The sequence below is a fragment of the Duodenibacillus massiliensis genome (genome assembly GCF_928721995.1).
Classification (GTDB): domain Bacteria; phylum Pseudomonadota; class Gammaproteobacteria; order Burkholderiales; family Burkholderiaceae_F; genus Duodenibacillus; species Duodenibacillus massiliensis.
The window spans coordinates 1,292,251-1,305,918 of the sequence record NZ_OV788642.1; the positions used below are offsets into that span (position 1 = coordinate 1,292,251).

At 56.3% G+C, this 13,668-nt stretch carries 13 protein-coding genes; 4 read left to right on the forward strand and 9 right to left on the reverse strand.

From position 1 onward, the window contains the following. Window positions 1-23 precede the first annotated feature (23 nt). Entirely contained in the window at window positions 24-1,784 is a 1,761-nt protein-coding gene (gene ade, locus NXF97_RS05850) for an adenine deaminase (RefSeq protein WP_274955456.1), read from the forward strand. A gap of 47 nt (window positions 1,785-1,831) precedes the next feature. On the opposite strand, the gene NXF97_RS05855 is transcribed toward ade, so the two are convergent. From NXF97_RS05855 to NXF97_RS05890, 8 genes are all read right to left on the reverse strand, one after another. Beyond that, on the reverse strand, window positions 1,832-2,212 hold the full coding sequence (locus NXF97_RS05855) for a cupin domain-containing protein (RefSeq protein WP_274955457.1): 381 nt from the start codon (window positions 2,210-2,212) through the stop codon (window positions 1,832-1,834). 75 nt (window positions 2,213-2,287) lie between these two features. Next, window positions 2,288-2,737, reverse strand: a complete 450-nt coding sequence (locus NXF97_RS05860) for a MarR family winged helix-turn-helix transcriptional regulator (RefSeq protein WP_143183112.1) — start codon at window positions 2,735-2,737, stop codon at window positions 2,288-2,290. Between the two features lie 241 nt (window positions 2,738-2,978). Further along, window positions 2,979-4,166, reverse strand: a complete 1,188-nt coding sequence (gene metC, locus NXF97_RS05865; protein ID WP_274955458.1) for a cystathionine beta-lyase — start codon at window positions 4,164-4,166, stop codon at window positions 2,979-2,981. Window positions 4,167-4,470: 304 nt separating this feature from the next. Next, complete coding sequence (gene dsbI, locus NXF97_RS05870; protein WP_022372387.1) at window positions 4,471-5,133, reverse strand: protein-disulfide oxidoreductase DsbI; 663 nt, start codon at window positions 5,131-5,133, stop codon at window positions 4,471-4,473. Window positions 5,134-5,158: 25 nt separating this feature from the next. Next, a complete protein-coding gene (locus tag NXF97_RS05875; protein ID WP_074009588.1) occupies window positions 5,159-5,821 on the reverse strand; it encodes a thiol:disulfide interchange protein DsbA/DsbL in 663 nt (220 codons plus the stop codon). Between the two features lie 245 nt (window positions 5,822-6,066). Continuing rightward, window positions 6,067-6,633 (reverse strand): metallophosphoesterase family protein, encoded by a 567-nt coding sequence (locus NXF97_RS05880; RefSeq protein ID WP_274956727.1) that lies wholly within the window; start codon window positions 6,631-6,633, stop codon window positions 6,067-6,069. Next, a complete protein-coding gene (locus NXF97_RS05885; protein WP_274955459.1) occupies window positions 6,519-7,019 on the reverse strand; it encodes a hypothetical protein in 501 nt (166 codons plus the stop codon). The genes NXF97_RS05880 and NXF97_RS05885 overlap by 115 nt, the downstream gene beginning before the upstream one ends. A 443-nt stretch (window positions 7,020-7,462) precedes the next feature. Continuing rightward, window positions 7,463-8,728, reverse strand: a complete 1,266-nt coding sequence (locus NXF97_RS05890; RefSeq protein ID WP_274955460.1) for a LysR family transcriptional regulator — start codon at window positions 8,726-8,728, stop codon at window positions 7,463-7,465. A gap of 157 nt (window positions 8,729-8,885) precedes the next feature. Here NXF97_RS05890 and NXF97_RS05895 point away from each other — a divergent pair, with 157 nt between their 5' ends. Continuing rightward, the gene (locus NXF97_RS05895) at window positions 8,886-9,683 is read left to right on the forward strand and encodes an aryl-sulfate sulfotransferase N-terminal domain-containing protein (protein WP_274955461.1); all 798 of its coding nucleotides are present in this window, start codon (window positions 8,886-8,888) and stop codon (window positions 9,681-9,683) included. A 136-nt stretch (window positions 9,684-9,819) separates the two neighbouring features. Here the strand turns inward: NXF97_RS05895 and NXF97_RS05900 are convergent, their stop codons facing one another. Beyond that, window positions 9,820-10,746, reverse strand: a complete 927-nt coding sequence (locus NXF97_RS05900) for a LysR family transcriptional regulator (RefSeq protein WP_274955462.1) — start codon at window positions 10,744-10,746, stop codon at window positions 9,820-9,822. Between the two features lie 149 nt (window positions 10,747-10,895). Between NXF97_RS05900 and NXF97_RS05905 the strand changes: the two genes are divergently transcribed. Beyond that, complete coding sequence (locus tag NXF97_RS05905) at window positions 10,896-12,707, forward strand: aryl-sulfate sulfotransferase (protein WP_418928521.1); 1,812 nt, start codon at window positions 10,896-10,898, stop codon at window positions 12,705-12,707. 348 nt (window positions 12,708-13,055) lie between these two features. Then, window positions 13,056-13,616, forward strand: a complete 561-nt coding sequence (locus NXF97_RS05910) for a superoxide dismutase family protein (RefSeq protein ID WP_074009582.1) — start codon at window positions 13,056-13,058, stop codon at window positions 13,614-13,616. Window positions 13,617-13,668 lie beyond the last annotated feature (52 nt).

The window sequence follows — 13,668 nt, forward strand, 5'->3', positions numbered from 1 at the left end:
CCGGCCTCCCCAAGGACTCCGCCATGCCCGACACCCTCACCCCCGCCGTCCGCAACCTCCAAGCGCGCCTTGCCGCCGGCTTGCCGGATCTTTGTCTCACCGGGGCCGTCGCGGCCGATGTTTTTAACGGCGTGTGGCTTACGGGAGTCGACGTGCTCATAACTGGTGACCGCATCACGGGTCTTGTTCCCACGGGCAGCGTCAAAGCCAGAGAAATCGTCGATCTCACCGGAAAAACCATTCTTCCTGCGTTTATTGACTCGCACGTGCATATCGAAAGCTCGATGCTCACGCCGGCGCATTTCAGCGATCTCGTTGTCCCGGAAGGCACGGGGACCGTCGTTGCCGATCCCCATGAGATTGCCAATGTACTGGGAACCGAGGGCATCCGTTTCATGATCGAAAACGCCGAAGGCTGCCCGCTTGACATCCGCTTCATGCTGCCTTCCTGCGTACCTGCAACGCCCTTTGAGCACGCAGGCGCCGTGCTTGAAGCCGACGATCTTGCCCCCTTTTTTAACGATCCCGCGGTACTGGGCTTGGCCGAAGTCATGAACGTTCCCGGGGTGTTGGCAGGCGACGAAAAACTACTCAAAAAGATTGCGCTTGCCCGGTCTTTGGGGCGGCCTGTGGACGGTCACGCGCCGGGCGTCAAAGGCATTAATCTGCAACGCTTTGCCGCGGCCGGCATCACAAGCGATCACGAGTGCTCCACGCCTGAGGAGGTAAGAGAGCGCATTGCCTGCGGCATGGCCGTTAACTTGCGCGAAGGGTCTTCAGCACGCACGCTCAGAACGCTACTGAAAGCCGTCACGCCGGAGAACGCCGCATCCTGCCTTTTCTGTAACGACGACGCGCACGCCTGCGACGTCAAGGCACGCGGGCACATGCAAAAGCACCTCAGAATCGCGGTTGAGGAAGGACTTCCCGCCATGGAAGCCGTACGTATGGCAACGATTAACGCCGCACGGCACTACGGTCTGAAAGAAGTCGGAGCCGTGGCACCGGGCTGGCGCGCTGATCTTGCGGTGGTCGACAACCTCACGGACTTCAACGTAACGGACGTGTTTTTAAAAGGCCGCCTTGCCGCACAAGAGGGCCAGATCATTTGGAAAGCCCCCGTCAAAACAATTCCCAACACCGTGCTCTCGCGCGTCAATACCGGGCCGCTCTCAGAAAAGACCTTTGCACTCCCGCTCACCGGCAGGCAGGCGCGTGTGATCCGGCTTGTGCCAAACGATCTTCTCACCGAAGAAGACATCCGACCCGTGGTGACCTCAGACGGCCTTTTTGACGCCGCCCGCAATCCGGGCCTGGTGAAGCTTGCCGTCATTGAACGGCATCACGCCACAGGAAACCGCGGTCTTGCAATCCTTTCGGGTTACATCCGGGAAGATGCACGCATGGACGGCGCCGTTGCGGTCACCGTCGCCCACGACAGCCACAACCTCATCATCGCGGGCGGCAGCGATGCGGATATGCTCACGGCGGCTGAAGCACTTCGCTGTACCGGAGGCGGCATGGTTTTGGTGAAAAAGGGGCACGTTGAAGCGCTGCTTGCGCTTCCCGTTGCCGGTCTCATGACAACGGAGACAGCCGAAGTCTTTATTGAAAAACAAGCGGCGTTTTACGCGAAACTGCGTTCTCTTTTTGACTTTGCCGAAGGCATTGACCCGGTGATGACGATGGCTTTTACCGCCTTACCCGTCATTCCGGCCGTCAGGCTCACCGATATGGGACTTTTTGATGTGACGCGCTTTGCGTTTACCACGGTTGAGGTCTGACAAAAACGGGGAGCATCCAGGCTCCCCGCTCTTAACCTCACCCGGCCTTACTTCATCCAGAGAGCCTTTTCCTCGCAAAGCACGCCGTCCGTAGCAGTAAAGCCCTCAAGACTTCCGGCCTTAGCCTGAATGCAGATGTAGCTCATGCCTTCCGCTCCCGCTTTTAAAGCGCGTTTACCGGCAGGCGAAATCCGAAACCAATCGCCCTTCATGACGGGATGCGTCTCCCCGTCAAGCCAGAGTTCACCGCTTCCGGTCAACACGCCGTAAACCTCTTCGTTTTTGGTGTGCGCGTGCACAAAAGGAATGCCGGCGCCCGCGGGCAGCGTATTCACCGACACCTCGCAGCCCGTAAGTCCCAGCGCGTCATGCAGTTCCTGACGGGCTGCATCACCCGTGTGCAGCAGTGCAAAGTTGTTGTTTGTCACTTTGATGGTCTCCTAAATTGTTCGTCTGCGAACAAAATGACCGCAGACAATGTAGTTAAAGAAAAAAATTGGTTTTCAGGAAAAGTTACCCGACATCCGGTCCATGAGCCCCTCGAAGACCCGAAGCTCTTCTTCGGTAAAACCGGCGGAAAGGTCTTTGATAAGCGCCTCAGACACCGCTTCAAAAATGCCCTCAATCTTTCGGCCCTTCTCGGTTAAAGCGACCGTTATGCGCCTCGCATCCTCGGGATCAGCTGTTTTTTGAAGCCACCCTGCTTTCACCAGGCGCCCCACCATCACCGAAACCGTTGACTTGCAGCGGTGCGTTTTTGCCGCGAGTTCCGTAAGCGGCAGGCTCTTCTCGGCAAAAAGCACCGTAAAAATATCCCCGTGGCAGGGCTCAATATCGGTGATGCCGTGTTGGGCCAAAAGCGCTTCGATACGGGCGCGCGTCAAAGCATGCAGACGGGCGATCTTTCGCGGCAGCTCTTGGGCCGGTGACGGTGTATGTTTATTTGTTCGCATGCGAACAATATAGCGGAAGCAAAGAAAAACCGCAAAGTTCGCCTGACTGACCGACAGCTCAATGGAAATCAGCACGGAATTCAGCGGGTTTGCCGGGGTTTTTATGGATTTCTCGGATAACCGCGGATAAGTTGGTAATAGTCGGCGCAAACCCGCTCCCGCGAAAATCCTCTGAGAAGAGCAAAAGCCGCTCTGTCAGTCACCCGACACAGCGGCTTACGTGTTCTGCGGCCGTTGGAAATCAGTGGTTCCTTAACGCTGCAAACGCCTGCTCGAGATCTGCAATGAGATCCGCCGGATCTTCCAGGCCCACCGCCATGCGGATCATCCGGTCAAAGGGAACCTTCCCGGTCGTGCGCTTTCCGTAACTCATCACGAGAAGACTCTCGTAGCCGCCCCAGGAGTACCCGCGGCCGATGAGTTTTAAGGCGTCCACCATGGGTTCCAGTTTCCCCGCCCACTCGGGCTTAAGGCGCACACCGAACAGGGGTGACGCTCCCTTATAGTCCCGCTTCCAGAGCGCATAGTCGGGGTTATCGGAGTCTGCGGGCCAGAGAATGGCTTCGACTTCAGGCTGCGCCTTAAACCAGGCGATAACCTGAGCGGCGCCATCTTCCGCGGCCTTCATGCGCGCGGCCATGCTGTGCAGTCCCCGGTACGCGAGATAAACGTCGTCCGAAGGCGTTGCCTGACCGGTGTCGGCCACAAGCTGAAAGACGGGCTTCCAGGCTTTTTTGTTGCAGATCACCACGCCCATCATCAGGTCAGAAGCCCCCGCAATGTACTTCGTTGCTGCGTGGATAACCATGTCAACGCCGTGATCCAGGGGCTTAAAGTACAGAGGCGTTGCCCACGTGTTGTCAATGACGGATATGACGTTGTGCTTACGGCACACGGCGGCAATCGCGGGCACGTCCTGCAGCTCAAAACTGTGCGTACCCACCGTTTCCATCATCACGAGTTTGGTGTTTGCGCGGATGAGCTTTTCAATCCCGGCGCCGATTCTGGGTTCGTAAAACTCCACCTCCACCCCAAAGCGCGTGAGCACGTTTTCGGCAAAGTCGCGCGTGGGGCCGTAGACCGTGTCGGCAAAGAGCGCATGGTCTCCGGCGCTCACAAAAGCCATCAGAGGCACTGTGCAGGCCGCAAGCCCCGTTGAAAACGCCCAGGCGCCGACGGCTTCAGGGCCCTCAAGGGCTTTTAAGGCCTCATAAAACGCTTCATGCGTGGGTGTGCCCCAGATCCCGTAAGTGGGGGAGTCCTTGATGCCGGCATTGCGGTGCGCTTCGCACTCGTGCATGCGGTGCACGGACTCAAAAAGCACGGTGGAAGCTCTCACCACCGGGGGATTGACGTACGGAAAAGCCGGATTAAAAGGGCGCCCTGCGTGCGTGAGCAGCGTTTTGTCACCCGGCGTTTTGTTGGTCATGAAAAGTTCCTTACGACACAAGTCCGGAAAGGATACAGCCAAATGTAACGGCGGCGCCTGAGCACTTTTGAGGCATTACCGCGAGACTGCGTCTTTACCACGCTGCCCGATCTCTTTCACAATGATCCGACCCATTTCACAAACCGGTCACGGCTGGTTTTTCTAACGCCTAATCTGACAAAAAACGGCCTAATCTAACGTTTCTAACGTTAGATTTGACAGATTACGCATCAGCCGGCGACAAAAACGCCGCTCCCGGCAAAGGAAAGCGGCGCTGAGAAGCTTTACGTCCGTAATGCGGTCTTCAGGCCTTAAAGCGTTTCCAGAACGAAGAACCCGTTAAAACCACGACCATCACGAGCGCCACACCGAAAGCGAGGATGCAGCACTGCGCCATGCTCATGAACTTCCAGGCCGGAATCAGATACCAGCTGTCGGCGCTGTTATACATGTTGATCAAAAACTGCTGCGCGGAAGAAAGCACCGTACCGTCAGGCACCACCGCCGTGTCGTAGCCGCAGTCACCGGTGGGCAAAAACCAGTCCGGCGCCCACTTTTCCAACGGAAGCCCGAAGGGATACTTCGGTTCCAGAGAACACCCCTGCATCCCGAAGACCGCCTCCATATCGTCACCGTGAATCGCGTGATGAATGGCCGAGAGCTTAAAGGAGCACATGAGGCCGTAGACCGCCCCGTAAACACTCACCACGAGCCCGACGAGCTTCAGGATGAGGTTTTTGGGATTAATGACGGTAATCAGAGCACCCAAAGCAACCACCAGGAACCCGAAGCGGATGTAAACGCACTGCTCGCAGGGTTTCATATAGAGCCACACCTGAAACACGTTGTGCGCAATCACAACGAGGGCGCAGCTTAAAAAGATAATGAGTAACCACGGCCAGCGCATGTCTGACCAGCGGGCAATTTCTCCGACGGGATCGGCCTTAAAGCGCCCTGTCCATTGCATAGTTGTTCTCCCTGACGTCACCGGCTTACTTCATGGCCGCGAGTTCTTTCACAAGCGAGACCATGCCGTCAAAGTTACGGATGCTCTTGGTCATAATCAGGTACTTGCCGTTGACAACGTAAGCGGGAATGCCCTGGATCTTCGCGACGTCATAGGTGACCTTCCAGCTGTCGGCCAAGGCCGTCACGGCAGCATCCTTTTTCGCGGCTTCGTAGTCGGCGGCGGTGAGGCCCGTGGCGTCGGTCATGGTCTTCAAAAACGCCGATTCGCCGGCCGTCCACCGCTCCTGCTTACGGTGGTAGGCATTGTAGATCGCGTCCTTGGCTTTCTTAAAGAGCGAATTCTTGTCTTCAATGGAAACACCGGCTTTTTCGTCCCGGAGCATGCACATCGCAAGAAACACGCTCGCACAGCGGCCGTAGGTTCCCTTGGTTTCGAGGTGCATCGGCTTAAATTTCAAGCCCACCTCTTTTTCGATGCGCGGCAGCACCCGCGGATCAACGCCCACGTCGTACTTGTAGCAGAACGGGCAGTCGTAGGAGAAGACCTTAATGAGCGTGCCTTCGGCGTTCGGGAGCGGTTTATCGAGCACCACATACTGGGTGCCCTTTTCGGCGGCGAAGGCCGAAAGTGCTGTGGAAGTCAGTCCGAAAGCGGCCGCGGCGGCCACGAGAGTTCTGCGCTGCATGATGTGCTTATCCTTTGAAGTATGTCGGTTACCGCACACAGGCTTACGCTGTGTGCTTTTATGTACGGGCAGTTTAGGTGCAGGACCCGTTTTGCGAAATTGACGATTACAGCGAGCAACATCCGCAAACCGAAACACGATTATTCAAAAAATGAAAAAAGCGGCCGAAGCCGCCTCTTTTTTGATAATCACGCGCTAAAGCGTAAGTGCCCGTGTGCGCAGCACATCAGCCGCACTCAGCCCGCTCAGGCCTTTTTGCAGACGTGACTTCTCTCGTCGTAAATACCCTGAACGTACACATTGTGATCGCGGTCCACGCTCACGATGCCGAGCACATTGTGCGGGAGCGGCCGCTCCACCATGCCTTGGTTCACCACGTAGTGAATGCCGTTTCTGCGGCTGTAGTAACCCTTGTGGTAGTGGCCCGAGAGAACCGCCAGAACGCGCCCGCTTTTTTCAAGCATCTCTACAATCTCGCGGCTGTTATAAATGATGAAGTTCTGCGGCACGGGATTGACGTCCCAGTAGTTGAGCAGCTGGTGCGTAAAGACAATCACGGGTTCCTTGCCGAAAGCCAACTCCTTTTTAAGCCACGCAACTTCGGTGTCGGGCACCACGGCCTTTGTCCAGTCAAATTTGCCGAGCGCGTAGTGTTCACCCTCGGCGTTGTTGTAGCAGGCATCAAGCACAATGTACTTCACGCCGCCCGACACAAAGCTGTAGTACATCCGGCCGTTGGCGTCACCGTGGTTTGTGATGTTTGAAACAAAGTCGCCGTAGGTAATCTTGTCGAAGTCGTGGTTACCGGCCACGTGGTAGCGTGGCCCGTTAAAGCGCCGGAATTCCGCTTCCACGGTCTGAAGGTAGGCAATCGTGCCTTCACGGGTGCCGTGTCATTACAGTCCTTAAAGTCACCGAGTTCAATCGCAAAGTCGAGGTTCTGGCCGATAAAGAGATCGATGGCCTGACGGAGTTTTGCAAGCGAATCCCGGTAGACGCGCACCGAGTCTTCTTTGGGAATGAGGCGCGTCGGGGCCACCACGTAGTGCACATCGGTCACAAAACCGAACTTGGAGATCACGTTTTCAGGCTTCGGTAATTCAATATCGGCAATTACCGGCGTTTTGGCAAAAAGTTCACCGGCCGCGGGAATAAAGAAGGCGCCGAGCGCAGACTGGATAAAAAGACGACGTTTCATTTTTTGGGTTTGATGCTTAAACCGGATACGCCGTGCCGAAACACCGCGGCAGCGGGCAGAGGCGTTGTCCTTTCGGCGGCACACCGGTTGTATTGGGATCTTCTGCCTGTGTGTGCTGCATTGTGCGATGCTGCTGTGTCAGCCCAATGGCAGGGCTCTGACGGATCCATGACAAAAAGACGAAAGACGGCGGACTCTTTTTTGAGTCGGGGCAGCCGGAAGACAACAAGCAAATAATTTTTTCGGGCCGCCGGGCCCAGTCCGGACCGGCGCCGCACGTTTTTCTGCTTTAAAACCTCAGCCGTACCGTCCGATCCCCTGTTTTTGCCTTTCCTGCCTGTGTTTTTTTCGTCTCAACCTGTCAAGCGACACAGAAGCTGATCCCAAAAACGACATAAAACCTGACCCACCCCGGCAGGAACATTTTGTCCGGCGTTAGCCCGTCACTCCTGCTGAGCTGTGGCGTAGGCCGCAAAAAGCCCTCTGAACCACTGCATGGCCGGATCGCGCGCGACGCGCTCGTGCCAGATCAACTGCGTGTAAAAGAACTCCCTCCCCTTGGTGTTGTCCAAAGGAACTTCGGCCGGAATCACCACAATAAGGTAAGACTTACCGCTTGCCGGATCGAAAACACCTTGGATAGAACCGTCTTCGGAACGTTTGACGGTGAGAACCGTGGCCCCTAAAATTGTCTCATAGGAATCAGCAACGGCTCCTCCTCTCGTTCGGCCAGGTGTAGGGCGAGAGTCAGTAGCTCCGTGGACGTCAAAGGCCGGCACGGTGTCACCCGTTGTCTCGTTCCGATAGCCGCTCAGCAACCAATTGTTGTATGGGCGGTTTTTTACGAGCACAACGGTCACACCGGAATGCGTAATAACCTTCGAGGGGCTTTTAATCGTCTGCTGCATTCTGAGCGCTGTCTGCATCGGAAGCGTTGCGGTGAAATCTGTTTCCTGCAGAATCGTCGACACCGACAGAAAGTACGGCACCACCACCGCGCAGTCCTGCACGGCTTCCCCGAGGTAGATGCGCTCGTCCAACGAATAAAACGAGGTCTGTGAAGCGGACTCGTTGGAGATTCTCACTTTGCGGTACTTTGCGATGTCGTCTGTCGTCACCTTCCCTTTTTCTTCATAAAGCGCTTGAAGCGGATGGCCTTCTCTCACACAGAGCGCGTACTTCACGGGATAAAGCCGCAAAGACCCGTAGCCGTGCGGCAGCGTGAGCGTTGAAGGGAACACAGCACAATCGAGATGCCCGTTTTCAAGTTCAGCCAGAAGGTTGGAGCCCACCTGCGCGACCTCAAGCCTTGCGTGCGGGGCCTCCTTGAAAAACGCCTTCACCACTTCCGGCATCACCGCAAAAAGCGCGTTATCCACCGCTCCGATCCGGAAGGTCTTCGTAAGTTTCACGGGATCAAACACGGCGGAGTGCGTAAGCGCCCCGGCCCTTTCCACGATGTCGCTCACCAAGGGATAGAGCTCCAGAGCGCGCTCTGTGGCGATCGAATCCGGCATCGAGCGCAGAAAGAGTTTGTCGTCAAAAACCTCCCGGAGTTTTTTCATCGTGCGCGAGGCGCCTGAAAGGCTCAGCGAGCAGCGTTTGGCGGTTTCCGAGAGCGAGAGCTCCTCGCCGAGCGTCACGAAAAAGACGAGGTCTTCAAGCGTTAAGGCCCCGAGCTTTTCATTTTCTAAAAGTTGGTTCGTCATTTTTTGCAAGAGTGATGCCGTATCTCTCGATAGTAACGCCGGGCACTCACTTTTAGACTCGTTTTCAACATTTAAGGCGCGCTGATCCGACCGATTTCCCTTTCCCCGGTCTGGCGGCTTTAAAGCACTTCACTTCCAACCAAAGGATACAATCTCCATGCAGGTCAAAAAGACATTTCTGAGCGCGGCCTGTGCCGTTGCGGCCTTAACCGTGAGTTCCGGTGCCTTTGCTATCGGCGGCGCCTCAAGCCCCCACGTCACCTATCCCACCACCGGCAAAATCGGCGCGGTGAACATGAATCCTTACGGCATTGCGCCCTTAACAGCCGTGATCCGTAACGGCGGCTACACCTTAACCGACGTCACTGTGCACATCGTCCCAAAGCAGGGCGGCCAGGAAATCAAGTACAAGGTGAGCGACACCCAGGTGCGCACCCACGGCGGCATTCCGGTTTTCGGTCTTTATCCCGACTACCGCAACACCGTTGAAGTCTCCTACACGAAGTTCGCGAACGGCAAGAGCGAAAAGGTCACCAACGAGAAGTACCGCATCTACGCGGGCCCCGCAAACCTCCGCACGGCGGGCTACGCGGGCGTTGACTCGGCTTTCCCCAAGGCCGAAGTCAAAAAAATGGATCCGGCCTTTTCCGACCGCCTCTACCTTGTGAACAACATGATCGCGGCAACACCGGATTCCACCCGCGCGGTGTGGAACAACCCCATGGGCGGGGCTCTGGAATGGAACCGCTATCCCTTAAACGCGATCTATGACACCAAGGGCGAAATCCGCTGGTACATGGAGCCTTCTTCGATCTACAACAACGACATCTACCGTGCCGGCATCATGATGGGGTTCCGTCAGAATAAGGACGGCGCCACCCGAGCACGCGGCCCCAGCGTTCTGCGACAACCAAATGCGCCACGGCCCGGAAAGCCTGCGGCACAAAGCCCCTGATTTCGGCGATGCCTTCGGGCGTCAGGAAGGTATGAGTGGCTCTTACGGAAGCCTCCCAAAGGGCGGTGAGTTCAGCAATGAGTTTGTCCTTGCGTTCAGTGACTTCCCGGACTGTGATATCGATCGCGTGCATGGCTTATGACGTTTTGTGGCTGACGGATCCGGCAATGAGGGACCTCAGCCACTGCGCTGCCGGGTCCGTGTGCGTACGCCGGTTCCAGATGAGTTTGGGTTCAAAGTCGGCGTGCAGGACGTCAGGAACCGGCACCGCGGCCAGGGACCCTCCGGGCAAAACGGTGTCAGCAAGCATTTCGGAAGCCTTCAAAAGAAGGTCCGAATGCTTCACCATCTCAACGGCACTGAAAAAGTACGGAGTCCTGACGGCAACCGAGCGCTCACGCCAGGCTTCAGGCCCCATGGTCATCATGCGCCGGTAGAGCCACGTCGGCCGAAAGACAAGCTCCACAAAACGAAACTTCAGAATGTCTTCAAGGCTCGGGCCTTTGCCCGCTGCGCGGCAGACCAACGCCAGGGGATGATCTTTCCTCATCAAAAGAACCGAACGGCAGTGCTCGAGCGTGAGACTCATGCAGTCCGCGGGGATCTCATCCACCGGGGAAATCGCAAAATCAAGCTCTCCGTTTTGAAGGTCGGAAGCCCAGTTATTGGCAAATTCCACAATCTCAAGTTCCACGCCCGGCGCCAGCCGCGCCGTCTGTGCCGCGGCGGGCGCCACAAAGAAAACCCCGTGATCCACACAGGCAATCCGGAAACTCCGCTTGAGGCTTGCCGGATCAAAAACGGCGGGTTCCAGAAGCTTTTCCATGTCAGAGAGCACAGCCTGTGCTTTTGCCGCGAGTTCCAGGGCCCGCGCGGTGGGCGTAAGGCCCCCGGCACAGCGGGTAAAGAGCGTGTCGCCGAAAAGATCTCTGAGTCTTGCGAGCGTTCTTGAAGCGGTTGCTGCGGGCATGTCAAGCGACTGCGCCGCGCGCACGAGGTTTTGGGTTTCAACAAGGGCTTTCAGGAGCAAAAGCGCCTCGCGGTCAAGATTCTCTTTTTTCATGGAAGAAACGGGCCAATTCCGATTCTGATTGTTCGGACGCGGAAATTCACAATAGCAGAGTATCAGGGCGATATCTAACCTAACACCCAGGCATTAAGCCCACGCACATCACCAAAGAAAGACTCATGAGGAGACAACCCATGTCCCGTATGTCCTTTTCCGTTAAAGCCGCTGCAGCGCTTGTTTCAGCTGCCTTTCTCGCACCCGCCGTTACGCTCGCGGGCGGGGGTTCGAGCGGCCCCACGGTGCACTATGTCACCCAGGGCCAGATCGGCGAACTGATCGGCAACCCCTACAAAATTGCGCCCTTGACAGCCGTCATTAAAAACGGCGGCTATGTTTTAAAGGACGCCACGGTGCGCATCGTTCCCAAAAAGGGCGGTCAGGAAATCAAGTATCACGTAAGCGACACGGCGCTTCGCACCCACGCCGGCATTCCCGTTTTCGGTCTGTATCCGGACTACGTGAACACCATCGAAGTCTCCTACACCATTGTTGACGGCAAGAAAACGAAGCGCGTTGAAAAAGAGGTCTACCGCACCTACGCTCCCGCGGTCTACACCGAAATCAACGGCTCTCAGGCGCAACACAAGAATATGTTTGAGACCGAAGTAAAGAAGGTCGCGCCGGAATTCTCCGACCGCCTCTACTTCATCAATAACTTCCTTTCCACGGGCGGGAAACTCGCCCGTGTCGTCTGGAATAACCCGATGGGCGGCGCTCTCGAATGGAACTACTATCCGCAAAACGCCATCATTGACACCAAGGGCGAAGTCCGCTGGTACATGTACGTCGATCCCATTTACGACCCGGAAAATATCTACAAGGCGGGCATCATGATGGGCTTTCATCAGACCGCGGACGGGATGCTTACCTTCGGCTACGGCCAGCGCTACGCCAAGTACGACCTTCTCGGCCGCGAAGTCTTTAACCGCAGGCTTCCTGCGGGTTACGCGGACTTCTCGCACGCCATGGATCCCGCACAAAACGGCCACTACTTCCTGCGTGTTTCCTCAGCTGACTACCGGCGCCCCGACGGTAAGCGCGTGCACACCGTGCGCGACGTGATTCTGGAAGTCGACAAGGACGGTAACGCCGTCGATGAATTCCGTCTCTTTGAGATTCTCGATCCCTACCGCGACAACATCATTAAGGCGATGGACCAGGGTGCCGTATGCTTAAATATTGACGCCACGAAGGAAGGTAAGACGCTTTCCGCGGAAGAACTCGTTGCGATGGATAAGAACAACAACTTCGGCGATATCGCGGGTGTGGGTGCGGGCCGCAACTGGGCGCACGTCAATTCCGTTGACTACGACCCGAGCGACGACTCCATCATTATTTCTTCCCGCCATCAGTCAGCGCTTGTGAAGATCGGCCGCGACAAGAAGGTGAAGTGGATCGTGGCATCCCATGAAGGCTGGAAGAAACCTTATCAGGATAAGCTTCTGACACCGGTTGACGCCAAGGGTAATCCCATTAAGTGCGAAGGCAGCAAATGCGAACAGGGCTTTGACTGGACGTGGACTCAGCACACCGGCTGGCGTATCGACGAGATGTCGGACAAGAACACCTTCTATCTCTCGGTGTTTGACAACGGTGACGCCCGCGGCATGGAGCAGCCGCCGCTTCCTGAAATGAAGTACAGCCGTGCCGTCATCTACAAGATCGATCAGAAGAAGATGACGATTCAGCAGGTCTGGGAATACGGCAAGGACCGCGGCTTTGAGTGGTACAGCCCGATTACCTCTGTGACGCAGTACGAAAAGGACAAGAACTCGGTCTTTGTGTACTCCGCGACCGCCGGTCTTAACTTCAAGAACTTCGCCACGGAGGCGCCTAACCCCATCATCAATGAATTCAAGTGGGGTGCTAAGGAACCTTCTGTTGAAATTCAGTTAAAGAGCACGATGGGTTACCGCGCGCTTCCGGTTGATGTGAAGAAGGCCTTTAACCAGTAAGAAACCCCCGGGGCTCTCAAGGGGCCCCGCCGTCACTTTCTCCTCTTTTTGCCCGCCCGGTTTTTTAACCGCGGCGGGATTTTTCGGCGAATACATCCGGATCGCAGATTGATCTTTTTTCTGCATCTTACACATTGATACCTTAAGGGTCCCGCATCACGGACGAACCCCCATCCAAGGCTTGATGAGACTGGGTTTGCGGCCGATCGGCTCAGCCAATATCCGCCATTGTCTCCGCTTTTTTTAAGTTTCATTTCAGTTTCCTCTGTTTTAATTTTTTCAAGAAAAGCAGTGCAGCTGCCTCCCCGCCGGAAGTTCCGGTACTGCGAAGACAAATGAGGAAAAACAATGAAAAACGCACTCAAGACACTCGCGCTCTGCTCGGCACTTGCGGCCTCAACCGCAGCGCTTGCTGACGCTGATCAGACCAAGCTCTACGACCCGATGACGGCCAAGGAAAAGGTTGTGATCAACATTGACCTTCTCGGCAAAGACGGCAACACCGCCGTGGGCCGCGTGGTGGCTGTAAACACCCCCTTCGGTGTGGCGCTTTACCCGAATTTGAAAGGCCTCACCCCCGGCATGCACGGCTTTCACGTGCACCAAAATCCGGACTGCGGCATGACGGACGACGGTCTTGGGATGAAGGCGGGCGGCCACTGGGATCCGGAAAAGAAGGGCGTGCACTCCTTCCCGTGGGATAAGAACGGCCACAAGGGTGACCTTCCCGGTCTCTTTGTTGCCGCGGACGGCACGGCTGTGACACCGGTTCTTGCCCCGAAACTCAAGAGCGTTAATGAATTGAAGGGCCACTCTCTCATGATTCATGTGGGCGGAGACAACTACCACGACCATCCCGCCAAGCTCGGCGGTGGCGGCGCCCGCATGGCCTGCGGCATCATCAAGTAACCGCTGCCTGTACCGGTCTTTGTGCCGGCAGTCAAAGAGCTCTGATTTTTTG

Coding starts and splice junctions, on each gene's coding strand:
- dsbI (WP_022372387.1), bottom strand. CDS start 5,133: ATGCAATGGACAGGGCGCTTTAAGGCCGATCCCGTCGGAGAAATTGCC.
- ade (WP_274955456.1), top strand. CDS start 24: ATGCCCGACACCCTCACCCCCGCCGTCCGCAACCTCCAAGCGCGCCTT.
- NXF97_RS05860 (WP_143183112.1), bottom strand. CDS start 2,737: ATGCGAACAAATAAACATACACCGTCACCGGCCCAAGAGCTGCCGCGA.
- NXF97_RS05890 (WP_274955460.1), bottom strand. CDS start 8,728: ATGACGAACCAACTTTTAGAAAATGAAAAGCTCGGGGCCTTAACGCTT.
- NXF97_RS05910 (WP_074009582.1), top strand. CDS start 13,056: ATGAAAAACGCACTCAAGACACTCGCGCTCTGCTCGGCACTTGCGGCC.
- NXF97_RS05905 (WP_418928521.1), top strand. CDS start 10,896: ATGTCCTTTTCCGTTAAAGCCGCTGCAGCGCTTGTTTCAGCTGCCTTT.
- NXF97_RS05875 (WP_074009588.1), bottom strand. CDS start 5,821: ATGCAGCGCAGAACTCTCGTGGCCGCCGCGGCCGCTTTCGGACTGACT.
- NXF97_RS05900 (WP_274955462.1), bottom strand. CDS start 10,746: ATGAAAAAAGAGAATCTTGACCGCGAGGCGCTTTTGCTCCTGAAAGCC.
- NXF97_RS05885 (WP_274955459.1), bottom strand. CDS start 7,019: ATGAAACGTCGTCTTTTTATCCAGTCTGCGCTCGGCGCCTTCTTTATT.
- NXF97_RS05895 (WP_274955461.1), top strand. CDS start 8,886: ATGCAGGTCAAAAAGACATTTCTGAGCGCGGCCTGTGCCGTTGCGGCC.
- metC (WP_274955458.1), bottom strand. CDS start 4,166: ATGACCAACAAAACGCCGGGTGACAAAACGCTGCTCACGCACGCAGGG.